Here is a 16,452-nt window from a genome sequence, read left to right on the forward strand (position 1 = left end):
GGGAATGTATATGAAAGTAGATTATCATCTTCACTTAGAAGAAGGACCGTATTCAATAGGATGGCTTGCTAAAATAAATGAAGCGCTGGAACGTTATGAACCGCTTCAAGAAAGGCATTCTATTGATTGGCTTATGAAAATACAAGAGCGTTTGCAAAAGCGTGTGAAGGAAGGGCCATTTACAACAGAATGGATGGACCTCTATTTAGAAGAAGCTGTGCGAAAAGGTATAACAGAAGTTGGGATTGTTGATCATTTATATCGTTTTCATGAAGCGAAAGGATATTATGAAAAATATGTAGATATTAGTGATTCTAAGCTCGGTCGTATACAGAAGGAATGGTTAGATCAAGTAAGGGTAGTTTCACTGTATGATTTTACAAAGGTCATTGAAGAGGCGAAAGAACGATGGAGTAAAAGAGGTGTCACACTTAAACTTGGAATTGAAGCGGATTATTTTATTGGTTGTGAAGGAGAGTTAAAAGAATTATTAGCGCTAGGAGACTTTGATTATATAATTGGTTCCGTTCATTTTCTAAATGGCTGGGGATTTGATAATCCAGATACGAAAGAATATTTTGAGAAGCATGACCTACGCGCATTATATGATATGTTTTTTAAAACAGTTGAGAGTGCGATTCGTACCGAGTTATTTGATATTATCGCTCATCTTGATAATATAAAGGTATTTAATTATCGATTGGATGAGAATGAACAGCTTTCTTATTATGAGGAAATTGCCTGTGCGTTAGTAGAAACGAATACGGCAACAGAAATAAATGCAGGATTATACTATCGTTATCCTGTTCGTGAAATGTGCCCAAGTCCACTATATTTACAAGTATTAGCTAAGTATGGTGTTCCAATTACGATTTCTTCGGATGCCCATTATCCAAATGATTTAGGGAATTATGTACAAGAAAATGTACAAACATTACTAGCTCACGGTGTTACTCAGGTTGCAACATTTACGAAGCGAGCAAGAGTAATGAGGTCGCTTGAAGAAGAAGTAACAAATTCAAAATGAAACGCAATTTTTTGATGAAAACCGTCCTTTTTGTTCAAAATAAGAAAGAATGAAAAGGAGGGTAAGAAATGGCGAAACAACAAAATAAACAAAATGTACAAGGTGCACAGCAACAAGCTTATACTTCTGAAACGAATGCTGCATCTCAATCGGTTATTGAGGAGCAAATTAGCGATACGGTTGCAGAAGGAACGATTGATGTGAAGCTTGGAAAAGAATCGCAGGAAAAAGCGTAAGAAAAGGGGAGAGTTGCATCTCCTCTTTTTTCATGGAAAAGTGTCGATTTTTAAAACTATAATCAAATTCCTTGGTTTTTATATGTGGATTTCTTACAATGAAATATAAGAGATATCTTATTTTCTATAGAAGAGGTGTTAGTAGTGGCAAAAATATTAGTAGCGGGAAAAATTCCGGAAATTGGATTAGAACTATTAAAAGATCATGATGTAGAAATGTACGATAAAGAGGAGTTAATTTCTATAGATGAATTAACAGAGCGTGTAAAAGATAAAGATGCATTGTTAAGTTTACTTTCGACAAAGGTGCCAAAAGAAGTTATTGATGCAGCGCCTCATTTAAAGATTGTTGCAAACTATGGTGCTGGTTATGACAATATTGATTACACGTATGCGGGCGAAAAAGGAATTGCAGTTACGAATACACCGAAAGTATCAACGGAAGCGACTGCAGAATTAACATTTGCACTTCTTTTAGCAGCGGCGCGTAGAATTCCTGAAGGGGATACGTTATGTCGTACGACTGGATTTAACGGATGGGCACCGTTATTTTTCTTAGGACGAGAAGTTCATGGTAAGACAATCGGAATTATAGGTCTTGGAGAAATCGGGAAGGCTGTTGCAAAACGTGCGAAAGCATTTGGAATGGATGTTTTATATACAGGGCCAAATCGTAAGCTTGAAGCTGAAAGTGAGCTGGGGGCAACGTATGTGATGTTGGAAGAATTATTACAAACAGCAGACTTTATTACAATTAACTGTGCTTATAATCCAAAATTACATCATATGATTGATGAAGAGCAGTTTAAAATGATGAAGAAAACAGCGTATATTGTAAATGCTTCACGTGGACCAATTATGAATGAAGCAGCACTTGCTCATGCATTAAAAACGAATGAAATTGAAGGAGCAGCTCTTGACGTGTTTGAATTTGAACCGAAAATTACAGAAGAGCTAAAAGAATTAAAGAATGTAGTACTTGCTCCACACGTAGGGAATGCAACATTTGAAACTCGTGATGCGATGGCTGAAATGGCTGTCAGAAATATTTTAGCTGTATTAAACGGCGAAGAGCCAGTAACACCTGTAAATCAAAAGGTATTAGTTACAAAATAAAAAGAAACCTTCCGGACTCGGAAGGTTTTCTTATTTTTCTTTATTCGCTTTTTTAGACGGTCTTTGTCTAATGAATTGAGATAACATGTACAAAATATATAGTGGAATGGCAATGAATAAGAAAACAGAAAAATTTCCAAATCCTGTTTGATACATTGTAATAATGATTCCAACTAAAAATAGTGTAATAATGATGCTATATCGTGGAATTGGTACATCTTTTAAACTTGGGATACGAATGCGGCTCACCATTAAAAATGCGAACGTTACAAATACGGTAATAAGAACGATTTTTGGAATGGTATGTGAAAATAATGTTAAGAAAGCAACAAGCCCTCCCGCTGCTGTAATCGGTACTCCAGTGAAATATTTCATTGAAGTAGAAGATGGTGTTACATTAAATCGTGCTAAACGATATGCTCCGAAAAGAGGGAATAATCCCGCTATGTATAATCCGATGATTCCGTAGTTTGAGAAAGATGTGTAATACATTAAAACAGCTGGTGCTGCACCAAATGTTACGACATCTGCAAGCGAGTCGAGCTCTTTTCCCATTTGTGAATCAACACGTAATAAACGAGCAACACGACCATCAAGACTATCTAACATCATCCCGATAAGTACTAAAATAGCAGCTGATTTATAATATCCTAAAGATGCATAGCCGATTGATAAAAATCCGCTATATAAATTTCCGAGCGTAAATAAGTTTGGAATAGCTGCTCTATACAAAATCTGATCCCTTGCTTTCTGTAATAAATTCTTAATTAGTGTATGAAAGTTTACTTATTTTATCATACCATAAATTTATTCCTCATACGAAAGAAATTACCAATTTGTGAAAGGTTTCATAGAAGGATGGTTTGAAAATTAAGTGAAAATAAAAAGAGGAAGCAACTTGTATAAAGTTGCTTCCTTTACTATTCAAATTTCGTTGTCATCGTTCCAGTTTTATATCGATTATTAGGATCGAAGCGTAATAAATCTCCATAAATTAATTTATCGGAGAGTTTTAATTCTGTTTTTGCTTTTTCAATATACGGCTGACATAGCGTCATGTCAGCTTCTTCACCCGTACTTCTTTTGTAGCACATATTTTTTGTATAAACATACTCTTCAGAAACAAAGCTACCATCACGCATTACCATAAGCGGGTCTTTCTCTTTAATAAATAAGTCAGTTCCAAATTCAACGGATTTATTTGTTTTAATACCAAGTAAATGAAGGAGCGTTGGCTTAATATCAATTTGACCGGATACTTTAGAAACAACTTTTCCTTCTTGGCCAGGCACATGAATAATAAGAGGGACTCGTTGTAATTGCATAGAATCGAATGGTGTAATAGTATCTTTTCCTAGGAACTGTGCCATAGCTGCGTTATGGTTTTCGGAAATACCGTAATGATCACCATAGATGACAATAACGGAATTATCATACAATCCTTCTTCTTTTAATTGTTTAATAAATAATTTAAGAGCTTCATCTGTGTAACGAACAGTTGGGAAGTAGCGGTTTACAACACCACTTTCCGAGTTGAATTCATCAACATATTGATCTTCCGGATTTAGAAGAAATGGAAAATGATTTGTTAATGTAATAAATTTTGTATAGAACGGTTGCGGTAAAGATTTTAACTTTGGAATAGATTGTTCAAAGAACTCTTTATCTTTTAATCCCCAACCGACAGACATTTGCTCCGTTCCTGCGTAATCATTTAAATTAAAGTAACGATCATATCCAAGCGCAGGATACATTACATCCCGATTCCAAAACGTTTTATCATTTGAATGGAAGACGGCAGAAGAATATCCGTATTTCTTTAATTGTTCTGGTGTCGCTGTGTATTCATTTGTTGCATGAGTAAAGAATACAGAACCACGATCTAGCGGATAAAGTGAGTTTTCAACGATAAATTCAGCATCAGAAGTTTTACCTTGTCCAGTTTGATGATAGAAGTTATCGAAATAGAAACTATCCTTAATAAATTCATTTAAAAATGGTGTAATTTCTTTTCCATTTATTTTTTTATTAATAACAAAGCTTTGTGTAGATTCCATTGAAATTAAAATTACATTTTTACCTTTTGCAGCTCCAAATAAGTTTTTATCAACTTGTTTGTCTTTTGAGTCTGTATAGTTTTTAATTTCAGAAAACCCATCCCCACTTGCAAATACACGCTCAGCTGAGGACTTGGATTGAAGCGTAATATCAAATAGATGATATGTGTATAAACCTAAATTCTTCACGACAGTTTGACGGTCAAATGAGCGTGAGAACATTTGTGGTTTATAAATAACTGATACAACAATTTGTAGTGCTAATAAAGCTGTTACACCGCTAAAGAAAGTTCGCTTCTCTGAGCGGGAAAGTGGTGTTTTGTCGCCAAATGATGGGAATTTACGCGAAATAAACATTAAAATAATTGCATCTGCAAATAAAAGTAATGTTTTGTACGTAAAGAGTTCTTTTATACTTGTCCCTAAATCAGCCATATTGTTTGTTTGGAATAAAACTGGGAAAGTAACGAAATCGTTATAGAACCCATAAAACATTGCGTTTCCAAATAAAATAAATGACAGTATAAAACTGATTCCAATTATAATTCGGTTTCGGTGCTTAGATGCAAGTAAAGCTAAGCCGAAAAATAAAAGTAACGCAGCTAGTGGATTGATAAAAAGCATGAATTCTTCAAAGAAATTATCAATTTTAATATCAAATGCTAGCTTGTACACAATATATGTTTTAATCCATAGTAAAACGACTGCAACGAGTGCAAATCGCAGTTTTGGAAACAGATGTTGTAGCATAATATACTCCTCTCCTAAAAAGCATGACAGTTCTTGAGAGTCAGTTTGCTTAACGACTCATTTTATATATACGAACAGTCCTTTGTTATTATGATTATTATACTATGAGTATCATTATACGAAAATAAAAGAAGGTTGTGGGCTTTTTTATAATAATCGAGTAGAAAAAGAGTGGTGGGAGACAATAAAACAGAATTTCTATGTATGATAATTATTGTACGCAGAAAGAATCGCGTGATAATACGGAGGTTATAATGCGAAAATTATTATATTTTATAGCATGCAGTAGTGTTATACTTTTTACTTCACCGAGTGTGTCGGTAGCCCAATATGATGCACCTCTTATGGAAGATGCACTTTATTCTGTTTTATTTCCAAAAATAAATAAAGCAATTGAAAAACAATATGGAAGTTTGAAACCTTATCAATGTCCTAAAATTATTAGTTTAAAAAAAGTGTATAGCGGTACATATTTATTTCAAGCAAGTATTGAAGTGACAAAGTATGAACGTGTTGCTGGGAAAATTGCTCCACCATTTGAGAAGGTAACGATTACATTTAATAACGAAGAAGGCGAATGGGAAGTAACAAAGGTATTAGTAAAGCGCTTACCAGACGATACGAAATTAAACTGCAAAAAAACAATATAAAAAATTGTTTGACAAATAAAATGGTCCTTTGGTATTGTTAATAGCAACAATTAGATGTTTGAAAATTAAATAGACTTACCTCATCTACTCTCAAAGGTAGAGGCCGCGATAGGAAAGAGTAAGCTATGGGAGATTTAATGGAATCTGTGATCATAGGTTGAAAGGGACTATTGCCGAAATATAAGAATAACCATCTTATTCATATATTGGGACTGCATTGAATAAATGTAGTACTGTCATAAGATTTATTTTATGGAGAGCTATTTGGAGATGTTGATGCGGTTTCTTATTTTGAGGAGATAACAACTCGTTTATTTTTTCAATATATATTTTTCCTAATAAGAAACGCGTGTGAACATTGTTCCGCGCGTTTTTTGTCTATCTAAAAGCGTGCTGCAATGAATAGAAGATTGGGGTTATGAGTTTTAGAGGAAATAAGGGAGGAATTTAAATGTATTTACACGGCACAAGCCGAATTAATGGGCAAGGACACTTAGAAATTGGAGGGTGCGATACGACGCAGCTAGCAAAGCAATACGGAACACCACTTTATGTATACGATGAAGAGTCTATTCGAGGAAAATGCCGAGCATTTCATCGTGCTTTTAAAGAAAGTGGTTTCTCTTATCAAGTAGCATATGCAAGCAAGGCGTTCTTGTGCATGGAGATGTGCCGAGTAGCTCGTGAAGAGAATATGTCATTAGACGTTGTCTCTGGGGGAGAATTATATACTGCGCTCCAAGCAGGATTTCCGGCATCACGTATTCATTTTCATGGAAATAATAAAACAGAAGAAGAAATAGTGATGGCTCTTCAGGCGAATATCGGTTGTTTTGTCGTAGATAATTTCTTTGAATTAGAAGTTTTACACGATTTAGCGATGCAACATGGAAAGTTTGTGAACATATTAATTCGTGTAACGCCTGGAGTAGAGGCGCACACACATGAATATATTACGACAGGCCAAGATGATTCGAAATTTGGATTTGGCGTTTCAAACGGTCAAGCGATGCAGGCAATTAGATTTGCTTTACAAAAATCCAATTATAATGTGCTAGGGATCCATTCACATATTGGATCGCAAATATTTGAAACAGCTGGTTTTGTTCGAGCGATTGAAGTTCTTCGCCAATTTTTAGTAGAAGTGAGAGAGCAAACAAACTATGTAGTAAAAGTGTTAAATGTAGGCGGGGGATTTGGAATACGCTACACAGAGTCAGATACACCATTAACTCTTGAGACATATGTGCGAGCTGTAACAAGTGCAGTGAGAGAACAATTTACTGTATGTGAATATCCATTGCCAGAAATATGGATTGAACCAGGACGTAGCATTGTAGGTGATGCTGGGACAACAATTTATACAGTTGGATCTGTGAAAGATATTCCTGGTATTCGGAAATATGTATCAGTCGATGGTGGAATGACAGATAATTTAAGACCTGCTTTATATAGCGCGCGTTATGAAGCGATGTTAGCGAATCGAGGGAATGATGAGAATGAGGAACTCGTTTCGATTGCCGGGAAATGCTGTGAGAGTGGAGACATGTTGATTTGGGATATTCATTTACCAAAAGTCGCTTCTTCTGATTTACTAGCAGTTTCCTGTACAGGAGCATACGGGTACTCGATGGCGAATAATTACAATCGGATTCGAAGACCAGCCGTTGTCTTTGCAAAAGGCGGAACATCGCAAGTAGTTGTGGAACGCGAAACATATGAAAATATTATTGGGAACGATCGCATACGTATTAAAGAGCTTGTCTAAATAGAAAAAGGGGTTGTTCGGATGGGCAATTCCTTTTTTGTAAAAATAAAATAATTAAAATATATCGGAAAACTAGGATTGAAAAAAATCAGAATTATGATAAAATACAAATACAAAGCTTATCAAGAGAAGCGGAGGGAACTGGCCCGAAGAAGCTCGGCAACCTGCTTATAGAAAGCAAGGTGCTAAATCCAGCAAAATGGAATCCATTTTGAAAGATAAGGTAAAATATATTACCGAACAGTCTTTTCGAAATGGGAAAGATTTTTTTTATGAATAAAAAGGGGGGCTGTTCGCGTGAGTGTACGGGAACATTTTGATGAAGTATCCGAGAAGATTGAAGCGATGCTTGCTGATATGAAATATGGTTCAATTACAATTGTTGTGCAAGATGGAAAAGTAATTCAGTTAGAGAAAAGTGAAAAAGTACGTTTAAAGTGAAAAGCGCTGACTAGAAAAACTAGAGGCGGTTTTAACCTATTTTCATTAGGTTAAAACCGTCTTTTTGCTTTTACAGGGGGAAAAAACATGTTGACGTATGAAACGTGGGAAGAAAATGTTGTTTCGTTTTCGGAAGAAGATGAAACAAAAGGCGCGCTATCAGTATTAAAGTGGGCTTATAAAGAATATAAAGATGAAATCGTCTACGCATGTAGCTTTGGGGTGGAAGGTATGGTATTGCTGCACCTTATAAACCAAGTAAATCCATATGCTAAAGTCGTATTTTTGGATACAAATGTTCATTTTCAAGAAACGTATGAATTAATTCGGAAAGTGCGGGAAAGATTTCCTTCATTGAATATTATAGAAAAACAGCCAGAACTTACACTTGATGAACAGGCGAAGTTGCATGGTGAAAAACTGTGGGAGAGCAATCCGAATCTTTGTTGTAAGATTAGAAAAATTTTACCTTTAGAAAAATCATTAGTAGTGGAAAAAGCATGGATATCAGGCTTAAGAAGGGAACAATCAGAAACACGTAAGCATACAAAGTTTATAAATCAAGATCATCGTTTTCAATCTATTAAAGTTTGTCCACTCATTCATTGGACGTGGAAAGAAGTTTGGCGATATGTATACAAACATAGCTTGCCGTATAACCCGTTGCATGATATTGGTTATCCAAGTATTGGGTGTGAGAAATGTACGTTACCTGTTGGGGATGGTGGCGATTCAAGAGATGGTAGATGGGCTGGAAAAGTGAAAACTGAATGTGGTCTTCATTACCAATAAGATGAATCTTGAAATAAAGCTAAGAGAGGATATAGAAAAATGAGCATAGTAAACGAATTAGTAAACCGTATAGATGAGGCATATGACGTATCACAAATTGAAAAAGAAATTAAGTTAGACAATATTGCGTTAAGTGATTTAGAACTATTGGCGACAGGTGGATATAGCCCCCTTACTGGTTTTTTAGGGAAGGAAGATTATGATTCAGTCGTAGAAACGCTTCGTTTAGCAAATGGTAGTGTGTGGAGTATACCAATTACATTACCTGTAACAGAAAAAGTCGCAGAAAGCCTGAAAGTTGGAGAGGAAGTAAAGCTTGTCAACAATGGAAATATATACGGTGTCATTCAAATAGAAGATATTTTTGTACCAGATAAAGAAAAAGAAGCGTTACTTGTATATAAAACAACGGATGGGGCTCATCCAGGAGTGGAAAAATTATATGAACGATCAAACGTTTACGTTGGAGGAACTATTATTCTAACAAAACGCTTTGAAAATAATCAATTTCTTTCTTATCATTTAGACCCAATTGAAACGAGGGAAGAATTTAAAAAACGTGGGTGGAAAACAGTGGTCGGATTTCAAACGAGAAACCCGGTACATCGTGCCCATGAGTATATCCAAAAGTCTGCTCTTGAAATTGTAGATGGTCTCTTTTTAAATCCGCTCGTTGGAGAAACGAAATCGGATGATATTCCTGCTGATGTAAGAATGGAAAGCTATGAAGTACTCCTTCAAAACTATTATCCGAAAAATCGTGTCTTTTTAAGTGTATTTCCTGCTGCAATGCGTTACGCAGGACCAAGGGAAGCGATATTTCATGCGTTAGTAAGAAAGAATTTTGGATGTACCCACTTTATTGTAGGGCGTGATCATGCTGGAGTAGGAGATTATTACGGAACATACGAAGCGCAAGAAATTTTCACGAATTTTACGATAGAAGAGTTAGGAATTACACCACTATTCTTTGAACATAGTTTTTACTGCACGAAATGTGAAGCGATGGCTTCAACGAAAACATGTCCGCACGGAAAAGAAGATCATGTTATTTTATCGGGTACAAAAGTAAGAGAATTATTAAGAAACGGTGAGATTCCGCCAAGTACATTTAGTCGTAAAGAAGTAGTGGAAGTGCTAATTAAAGGCTTGAAAAAAGAAGTAGTAACAGAATAGGGAGAGAACGAGATGGATACGAATATTACTTGGCATACAGCTTCGGTTTCAAAAGATGAGAGAAGAGTGAAGAATGGACATCATAGTTTTGTAATTTGGTTTACTGGTTTATCAGCTTCGGGTAAATCTACAGTAGCGAATGCGGTCGCTCGTAAACTGTTTGAAAAGAATATTGGAAATTATGTGCTGGATGGGGATAACATTCGCCACGGTTTAAATAAAGACTTAGGATTTTCTGAAAGTGATCGCATGGAAAATATAAGACGTATTGGCGAAGTGGCAAAGTTATTTGTAGATCAAGGAGCAGTTGTCCTTACAGCATTTATTTCACCATTTCGAGTAGACCGCAAACAAGTAAGAGATTTATTAGCGGCAGATGAATTTATTGAAATTTTTGTGAAGTGTCCGATTGAAGAGTGTGAGAAACGTGATCCGAAAGGACTTTATAAAAAGGCAAGAAAAGGTGATATTAAGGATTTCACAGGTATTGATTCGCCTTATGAAGAGCCAGAGCAAGCGGAATTAATTGTAGAAACGCACAAATATTCTATTGAAGAATGTGCAGAACAAATCGTGAAGTACTTACAAGAGCGTAGTTTTATATAGGGGGATAAACAATGAGTTATGAAAAAGTATGGGCTAACAATGAAAAATTAAATCAGACCGAGAAAAATAAATTAGAAAAAGATGGCTTAGAAATTTTTAATGATATTCCTTACTATGCGGAAAATGGTTTCGAATCTATTCCGAAAGAAGAGTGGGATGCCTTTAAATGGGCAGGCTTGTATTTACAAAGACCGAAAGAAGCTGGTTATTTTATGATGCGGGTAAATATTCCGTCAGGGATTATTACAAATGCACAGGCAGAAGTACTTGCTTCTATCGCTGAAGATTATGGACGTGATGTAATAGATATTACGACGAGACAGGCGATTCAGTTTCACTGGTTAGAAATTCAGCAAATTCCAGATATTTTTAAAAGGTTAGCAAGAGTTGGGTTATCTTCAGCGGGGGCTTGTGGTGATATAACGCGGAATATTACAGGTAATCCGCTTGCTGGCATTGATGCAAATGAACTATTTGATACAACGCATATTGTAAAAGAAGTATATGATTACTTCCAACATAATGAAGAGTTTTCTAACTTGCCACGTAAATTTAAAATGTCTATTAGTTCTAATATTTATAATTCAGCAAACGCAGAAATTAACTGTGTTGCATTTACGCCTGCAACGAAAGAAATAGATGGTGAGAAAAAAGTTGGTTTTCATATAAAAGTAGGTGGAGGATTATCAGCTCGACCGTATTTAGCTGATGAATTAGATGTATTCGTTTTACCAGAAGAAGTGAAGGCGGTGGCGATTGCGATTGCTACTATATTCCGTGATTTTGGATATCGTGAAAAACGTCATTTAGCTCGGTTGAAATTTCTTGTTGCGGACTGGGGAGCAGAGAAATTTAAAGAGAAACTAATAGAGTATACAGGGCCTTTACAAAGTAAAGGGGAAAGTGCATTCAAAGGATGGAATGCAGGCTATTTTTATGGTGTTCAAGACCAAAAACAAAAGGGATTAAAATATGTAGGTTTTAATGTACCGGTAGGTCGTTTACATGCAGAAGAAATGTTTGAGATTGCCAGAATCGCAAAGCAATATGGAAATGGACAAATTCGTACATGTAACTCGCAAAATTTCATTATTCCGAACGTTCCTCCGGAAAATGTAAAAGGATTACTTAGTGAACCGCTGTTTGAAGCGATATCTGCTAGCCCGAAATCATTTATTGGTCATGCGGTTTCATGTACCGGTATTGAATATTGTAATCTTGCACTAGTAGAAACGAAAGAAAGATTACGAAAAATTGCAGAATACTTAGATACACAAATTGCACTCGATGTTCCAGTTCGAATTCATATGGTAGGCTGCCCGAATTCATGTGGTCAACGTCAAATTGCTGACATTGGGTTACAAGGGGTGAAAATGAAGACGAAGGAAAAAGGCATTGTTGAAGCGTTTGAAATATACGTAGGTGGAACATTGTTAGATGGCGGTGCCTACAATCAAAAGTTAAAAGGAAAAATAGATGGCGAGGATCTACCTGATGTACTCGCATCATTTATAAGTTATTTCAAAGAGAATAAATTACCAGCCGAAACATTTTATGATTTTGTAGGTCGTATTGGTGTAGATACATTACAAATAGCGTTAAATAACGTGCTAGAAGAAGTAATAGCGTCTTAGGAGGGACGATATGGATTTATATCGATTTGAAGCTGTGTTAGTAAATAGTATTGTTCCGATTGTTGTTGTTGCTCAAAGTGAAGAACAGGCATTTAAGCTTGCGGAGATTGAGCTTGAAAAGCATTTTTTACCGTTGCCAGAGGTAAAAGAGATTTCTTTGTTTGAAAAAAAGAAGATTCGAAAAGGTGGGGCATTTGTTATCCATGAGTAGAGATCAGTAATACGAAAAAATAAAAACTTCCATTCTTATATACGAATGGAAGTTTCATTTTAATAGAAGAAATGAGGAGAGATGATGGGAAAGGTTTATATTGTTGGAGCGGGTCCTGGCGATCCAGATTTAATTACTGTTAAAGGGTTGAAATGTATTGAGAAGGCAGATGTTATTTTATACGACCGACTTGTGAATAAAGAGCTGCTTTCACACGCAAAGCCTGACGCGGATTTAATTTATTGCGGAAAACTCCCGAATTATCACACGATGAAGCAAGAGACAATTAACACGTTTCTTATTAAGTATGCGAAAAAAGGAAAAGTTGTAACGAGGCTTAAGGGCGGCGATCCATTTGTGTTTGGTAGAGGGGGAGAAGAAGCTGAAGCATTAGCAAAGCAAGGTGTACCGTTTGAAATCATTCCTGGTATTTCAGCTGGAATAGCTGCTCCTGCTTATGCGGGCATTCCAGTGACGCACCGTGATGCAAGTGCAAGTTTTGCTATTGTGACTGGGCATAGGAAAGAAGGTGCTGAAGAAGAAGTGAAATGGGAAAGTTTAGCGAAAGGTGTAGAGACTTTAGCGGTATATATGGGGGTTAGTAATTTGCCCTACATATGTGAGCAACTTATGAAGCATGGAAAAGATAAAAGTACGCCAGCCGCTATTATTGAGCAAGGGACGACGTCTATGCAACGCACAGTTGTTGGAACGTTAGGGACAATTGTAGATGTTGCGAAAAAAGAGCAAATTCAAAATCCGAGTATGATTGTAATTGGAGAGGTTGTCCGTTTTAGAGAAAAAATTCATTGGTTTGAGAAGCAGACAGAAAATGCTTATCAAGTAAGTGGAGTGTTGTAAAATGAAAGCCGTCTTATATATATGTCATGGAAGTCGTTTGAAGACAGCGAAAGAAGAGGCGATTCAATTTATTACATCGTGTATGAGCCGTATAGAAGCGACTATTCAAGAAGTTTGTTTTTTAGAGTTAGCGAATCCTTCTATTGAAGATGGTTTTCGTACATGTGTGAAGCGTGGGGCCACTGAGATTATTGCTATCCCTGTTTTTTTATTAGCGGCAGGGCATGTAAAAAAAGATATCCCTTTTGAATTGGAAAAGTTAACTAATCAATTTTCGGATGTTAAAGTGACCTATGGTAATCCGTTTGGTGTATCAGAAACACTTGTTAAATCGGTGTATAGCGGAAGTGGCATCGAACAGGAAGATAAAAATGAAGTGACGTTACTTCTTGTTGCAAGAGGGAGTAGTGATCCTGAAGTATTAAGAGATATAAACTGGATTGCTTCTTTATTTCAAACAAAAGAGAAGGTTAAAAAAGTAGAAGTTTGTTATTTAGCGGCTGCAGAGCCAAAATTTGAGGAGAAGTTAAAGGAAGTTGTAGAACGAAAAGAAAAGAACATCGTTGTACTGCCTTACTTGTTATTTACAGGTTTACTTATGAAACATATTGAGAAAGAAGTGCGCCAATATGAATTGGGAGAGATAAAAATCAGTCCATATTTAGGGAAGAATGAAGCGTTTCAAGATATGTTAATTCAGAAAACGACGGAGTTATTGAAAGGAGATCAGTATGTATCCACTTACAGTGCGAGTTAATGAGAAACGCGTTGTTGTTATTGGCGGGGGAAAAGTTGCAGGATTTAAAATTATTCCTTTACTCAAACAGGGTGCGGATATAGTTGTGATCAGTCCAGAATTAGATGCGAATTTAGTAAAACTTGTGGAAGAAAAGAAAATTCGTTGGTATCAAAGAGAATATGAAAAAAGTGATATTAAAAGTGCTTTTTTAGTTGTTGCAGCGAGTAGTGATTCAATATTAAATGAACAAGTTGCTGAAGATGCCGCTGAGAATCAATTAGTAAATGTTATTACAAATCCGGAAAGTGGTAATGTTCATTTTCCGGCAGCGATTCATCGTGGTTTACTTAATATAGCAGTTTCTACTGGGGGAGCGAGCCCGAAGCTCGCAAAAAAAATTCGAGATGATATTGCAAATAAATATGATGAGACATATGAATCGTATTTAGATTTTTTATATGAAGTAAGGTTGAAGTTAAAAGATTTACAGTTAGAAAAGAGGGCACGAAATATATTGCTCCAAGAAGTGTTAAAATCAGTATATGTGCAAAACGAGGGGAAAAGAGAAAGTTTTTTACGAGAATTAGAGGAAAAGATTTTAAAATAATAAAAGATAAAGTGCGCTTTACAAATATAAAAATATAATTTATAATCACAAGTAACTTCAATAGATGAAATCGATGAGCAAGAAGAGTACGTATATTTGATGCGTTCAGAGAGCTGGGGTTAGGTGGGAGCCCGGTACGATAAAATATACAGAATGGGCTTGCGAGAGGTATGTTGAACATTGTAGTAGGCAACCCGGGTTCCGCCGTTAAAAGGATAGAGTATCGGATTTATTCCTGTACTTGAACAAGTGGGATTTATCAATCCAATTGAGGTGGTACCACGGTATTTACATTACATATATCGTCCTCTACATGCATATTTGCGTGTAGGGGACTTTTTTATTTTCTAAAGGAGGTGTGCGAGTATGAAATGAAAGTGTATAATTAACAAAAAATTAAATATTCAGAAAAGGAGAATTTATGATGAAAGAAACACAGCAATGGACGTCGAAAATAGGCTTTGTACTCGCAGCAGCCGGAGCCGCAGTAGGTCTTGGTGCGATATGGAAATTTCCATATGTTGCAGGTAATGGCGGGGGAGGCGCATTCTTCCTTGTATTTTTACTATTAACTTTATTTATAGGTATGCCTCTTCTAATAGCGGAGTTTGTTATTGGACGTAGCACGCAAAAAGAGGCGGTTACAGCTTATAAAGTACTAGTGCCAAATAGCAAATTATATCCTTGGATTGGTCGTATGGGAGTTGTTACTTGTTTTAGTGTACTATCTTTTTATAGTGTTGTAGGTGGATGGATTTTACTTTATTTATATTATAGTGTGACAGGAAGTTTCTGGAATGGAGCAGCTGATTATGGACAATTGTTCGGTGAAACGATTTCAAATCCATTAAGCGCGATTGGAGCACAATTTATCTTTATGCTTTGTACGATTTTTGTTGTAAGTAAAGGTGTAGAGAAAGGTATAGAAAAGGCAAGTAAGTACATGATGCCGCTATTATTTATTTTATTTATTGCGATTATTGTTCGTGCGCTAACACTCGATGGTGCTTTTGCTGGAGTAGAGTTCTTCTTAAAGCCGGATTTTTCAAAGCTTACAGCAGATACGATTTTATATGCGATGGGACAATCTTTCTTCTCGCTAACTGTAGGTGCCTCGGTAATGGTAACGTATAGTTCGTATTTAAAGAAAGAAGAACATTTAGCGAAATCAGCAACATCTATTGTAAGTTTAACGGTTTTTGTTACAGTACTTGCAGGATTAGCAATTTTCCCAGCGATTTTTGCGTTGGGAGTTAAACCGACTGAAGGACCAGGACTACTGTTTATCGTCCTTCCAGCAGTATTTGCAAAAATACCATTTGGTCAATTTTTCTTTATTATGTTTTTAATTTTATTCTTCTTTGCGACTTTAACATCAGCAATTTCAATGCTTGAAATTGTAGTAGCATCTGTTGCGAAAGGTAATGAGAAGAAGCGTCCGTCAGCATCATTATTAATTGGTATTCTTATTTTTGCAGTCGGTATTCCATCAGCTTTATCATTTGGGATTATGAGTGACGTGAAAATATTCGGGAAAACATTCTTTGATTTAGTTGACTTTTCGGTAAGTAACGTATTGCTGCCGTTAGGAGTACTAGCTATTTCATTATTTGTACCAAATAAAATGAGTAAAGAGTTATTGATGAAAGAATTAGAAGTGACGGAAACGAAGGGGAAAACGTTATTTAACATTTGGTTCTTCTTACTTCGTTATGTTATTCCGGTAACTGTAATAATTGTATTTTTAAATGCGATAGGTGTATTTAAAATGTTTGCATAAA

Annotated in this window: 17 protein-coding genes, 2 riboswitches and 1 other annotated feature; of the genes, 15 read left to right on the forward strand and 2 right to left on the reverse strand. The window is 35.9% G+C overall.

All coding sequences use genetic code 11. The features are described from left to right. The first annotated feature begins 10 nt into the window (after positions 1–10). The 3 genes from DN407_RS06975 to DN407_RS06985 all read left to right on the forward strand — a co-directional run bounded on the left by DN407_RS06975 (position 11) and on the right by DN407_RS06985 (position 2,379). Positions 11–1,027 carry a histidinol phosphate phosphatase domain-containing protein gene (locus DN407_RS06975; RefSeq protein WP_149216138.1) on the forward strand — a complete coding sequence of 339 codons (1,017 nt, stop codon included), beginning with the start codon at positions 11–13 and terminating at the stop codon, positions 1,025–1,027. A 68-nt stretch (positions 1,028–1,095) separates the two neighbouring features. After that, entirely contained in the window at positions 1,096–1,263 is a 168-nt protein-coding gene (locus DN407_RS06980) for a YozQ family protein (protein ID WP_001118878.1), read from the forward strand. A 144-nt stretch (positions 1,264–1,407) separates the two neighbouring features. Continuing rightward, positions 1,408–2,379 (forward strand): NAD(P)-dependent oxidoreductase, encoded by a 972-nt coding sequence (locus tag DN407_RS06985; RefSeq protein WP_001062835.1) that lies wholly within the window; start codon positions 1,408–1,410, stop codon positions 2,377–2,379. 30 nt (positions 2,380–2,409) lie between these two features. On the opposite strand, the gene pssA is transcribed toward DN407_RS06985, so the two are convergent. Then, on the reverse strand, positions 2,410–3,111 hold the full coding sequence (gene pssA, locus DN407_RS06990; RefSeq protein ID WP_000285417.1) for a CDP-diacylglycerol--serine O-phosphatidyltransferase: 702 nt from the start codon (positions 3,109–3,111) through the stop codon (positions 2,410–2,412). 188 nt (positions 3,112–3,299) lie between these two features. Next, positions 3,300–5,186 (reverse strand): LTA synthase family protein, encoded by a 1,887-nt coding sequence (locus DN407_RS06995; RefSeq protein ID WP_000939082.1) that lies wholly within the window; start codon positions 5,184–5,186, stop codon positions 3,300–3,302. A 254-nt stretch (positions 5,187–5,440) separates the two neighbouring features. On the opposite strand from DN407_RS06995, the gene DN407_RS07000 reads away from it, so the two are divergent. The 12 genes from DN407_RS07000 to DN407_RS07055 all read left to right on the forward strand — a co-directional run bounded on the left by DN407_RS07000 (position 5,441) and on the right by DN407_RS07055 (position 16,451). Beyond that, a complete protein-coding gene (locus tag DN407_RS07000; RefSeq protein ID WP_001228824.1) occupies positions 5,441–5,836 on the forward strand; it encodes a DUF3888 domain-containing protein in 396 nt (131 codons plus the stop codon). A gap of 89 nt (positions 5,837–5,925) precedes the next feature. Then, positions 5,926–6,107, forward strand: a riboswitch (Lysine riboswitch). A 180-nt stretch (positions 6,108–6,287) separates the two neighbouring features. Beyond that, positions 6,288–7,604, forward strand: coding sequence for a diaminopimelate decarboxylase (gene lysA, locus DN407_RS07005; RefSeq protein ID WP_000280649.1), 1,317 nt, complete (start codon positions 6,288–6,290; stop codon positions 7,602–7,604). A gap of 116 nt (positions 7,605–7,720) precedes the next feature. Then, positions 7,721–7,829, forward strand: a riboswitch (SAM riboswitch). 72 nt (positions 7,830–7,901) lie between these two features. Next, positions 7,902–8,045 carry a YezD family protein gene (locus DN407_RS07010; RefSeq protein ID WP_000116158.1) on the forward strand — a complete coding sequence of 48 codons (144 nt, stop codon included), beginning with the start codon at positions 7,902–7,904 and terminating at the stop codon, positions 8,043–8,045. An 87-nt stretch (positions 8,046–8,132) separates the two neighbouring features. Continuing rightward, on the forward strand, positions 8,133–8,837 hold the full coding sequence (locus DN407_RS07015; RefSeq protein ID WP_097862902.1) for a phosphoadenylyl-sulfate reductase: 705 nt from the start codon (positions 8,133–8,135) through the stop codon (positions 8,835–8,837). A 39-nt stretch (positions 8,838–8,876) separates the two neighbouring features. Beyond that, the gene (sat, locus tag DN407_RS07020) at positions 8,877–10,013 is read left to right on the forward strand and encodes a sulfate adenylyltransferase (RefSeq protein WP_149216139.1); all 1,137 of its coding nucleotides are present in this window, start codon (positions 8,877–8,879) and stop codon (positions 10,011–10,013) included. 12 nt (positions 10,014–10,025) lie between these two features. Continuing rightward, a complete protein-coding gene (cysC, locus tag DN407_RS07025; protein WP_000380499.1) occupies positions 10,026–10,619 on the forward strand; it encodes an adenylyl-sulfate kinase in 594 nt (197 codons plus the stop codon). An 11-nt stretch (positions 10,620–10,630) separates the two neighbouring features. After that, positions 10,631–12,253 carry a nitrite/sulfite reductase gene (locus tag DN407_RS07030; protein ID WP_000119610.1) on the forward strand — a complete coding sequence of 541 codons (1,623 nt, stop codon included), beginning with the start codon at positions 10,631–10,633 and terminating at the stop codon, positions 12,251–12,253. Positions 12,254–12,263: 10 nt separating this feature from the next. Next, positions 12,264–12,464, forward strand: coding sequence for a DUF3906 family protein (locus DN407_RS07035; protein ID WP_000366914.1), 201 nt, complete (start codon positions 12,264–12,266; stop codon positions 12,462–12,464). Positions 12,465–12,548: 84 nt separating this feature from the next. Next, on the forward strand, positions 12,549–13,325 hold the full coding sequence (cobA, locus tag DN407_RS07040) for a uroporphyrinogen-III C-methyltransferase (protein ID WP_000521255.1): 777 nt from the start codon (positions 12,549–12,551) through the stop codon (positions 13,323–13,325). A gap of 1 nt (position 13,326) precedes the next feature. Beyond that, the gene (locus tag DN407_RS07045) at positions 13,327–14,082 is read left to right on the forward strand and encodes a sirohydrochlorin chelatase (RefSeq protein WP_000648886.1); all 756 of its coding nucleotides are present in this window, start codon (positions 13,327–13,329) and stop codon (positions 14,080–14,082) included. Then, positions 14,057–14,671, forward strand: coding sequence for an NAD(P)-binding protein (locus DN407_RS07050; RefSeq protein WP_000283354.1), 615 nt, complete (start codon positions 14,057–14,059; stop codon positions 14,669–14,671). Before DN407_RS07045 ends, DN407_RS07050 begins: the two co-directional genes overlap by 26 nt. 64 nt (positions 14,672–14,735) lie before the next feature. After that, positions 14,736–14,984, forward strand: a binding site (T-box leader). Positions 14,985–15,095: 111 nt separating this feature from the next. Further along, on the forward strand, positions 15,096–16,451 hold the full coding sequence (locus tag DN407_RS07055; RefSeq protein WP_000665430.1) for a sodium-dependent transporter: 1,356 nt from the start codon (positions 15,096–15,098) through the stop codon (positions 16,449–16,451). Position 16,452 lies beyond the last annotated feature (1 nt).

Origin of the sequence: Bacillus sp. JAS24-2 (assembly GCF_008274905.1) — a bacterium.
Taxonomy (GTDB): Bacteria; Bacillota; Bacilli; order Bacillales; family Bacillaceae_G; genus Bacillus_A; species Bacillus_A cereus.

Coding starts and splice junctions, on each gene's coding strand:
- DN407_RS07030 (WP_000119610.1), top strand. CDS start 10,631: ATGAGTTATGAAAAAGTATGGGCTAACAATGAAAAATTAAATCAGACC.
- DN407_RS06975 (WP_149216138.1), top strand. CDS start 11: ATGAAAGTAGATTATCATCTTCACTTAGAAGAAGGACCGTATTCAATA.
- cysC (WP_000380499.1), top strand. CDS start 10,026: ATGGATACGAATATTACTTGGCATACAGCTTCGGTTTCAAAAGATGAG.
- DN407_RS07035 (WP_000366914.1), top strand. CDS start 12,264: ATGGATTTATATCGATTTGAAGCTGTGTTAGTAAATAGTATTGTTCCG.
- DN407_RS07000 (WP_001228824.1), top strand. CDS start 5,441: ATGCGAAAATTATTATATTTTATAGCATGCAGTAGTGTTATACTTTTT.
- DN407_RS07050 (WP_000283354.1), top strand. CDS start 14,057: ATGTATCCACTTACAGTGCGAGTTAATGAGAAACGCGTTGTTGTTATT.
- DN407_RS06980 (WP_001118878.1), top strand. CDS start 1,096: ATGGCGAAACAACAAAATAAACAAAATGTACAAGGTGCACAGCAACAA.
- cobA (WP_000521255.1), top strand. CDS start 12,549: ATGGGAAAGGTTTATATTGTTGGAGCGGGTCCTGGCGATCCAGATTTA.
- lysA (WP_000280649.1), top strand. CDS start 6,288: ATGTATTTACACGGCACAAGCCGAATTAATGGGCAAGGACACTTAGAA.
- sat (WP_149216139.1), top strand. CDS start 8,877: ATGAGCATAGTAAACGAATTAGTAAACCGTATAGATGAGGCATATGAC.
- DN407_RS06995 (WP_000939082.1), bottom strand. CDS start 5,186: ATGCTACAACATCTGTTTCCAAAACTGCGATTTGCACTCGTTGCAGTC.
- DN407_RS07045 (WP_000648886.1), top strand. CDS start 13,327: ATGAAAGCCGTCTTATATATATGTCATGGAAGTCGTTTGAAGACAGCG.
- DN407_RS07015 (WP_097862902.1), top strand. CDS start 8,133: ATGTTGACGTATGAAACGTGGGAAGAAAATGTTGTTTCGTTTTCGGAA.
- DN407_RS07055 (WP_000665430.1), top strand. CDS start 15,096: ATGAAAGAAACACAGCAATGGACGTCGAAAATAGGCTTTGTACTCGCA.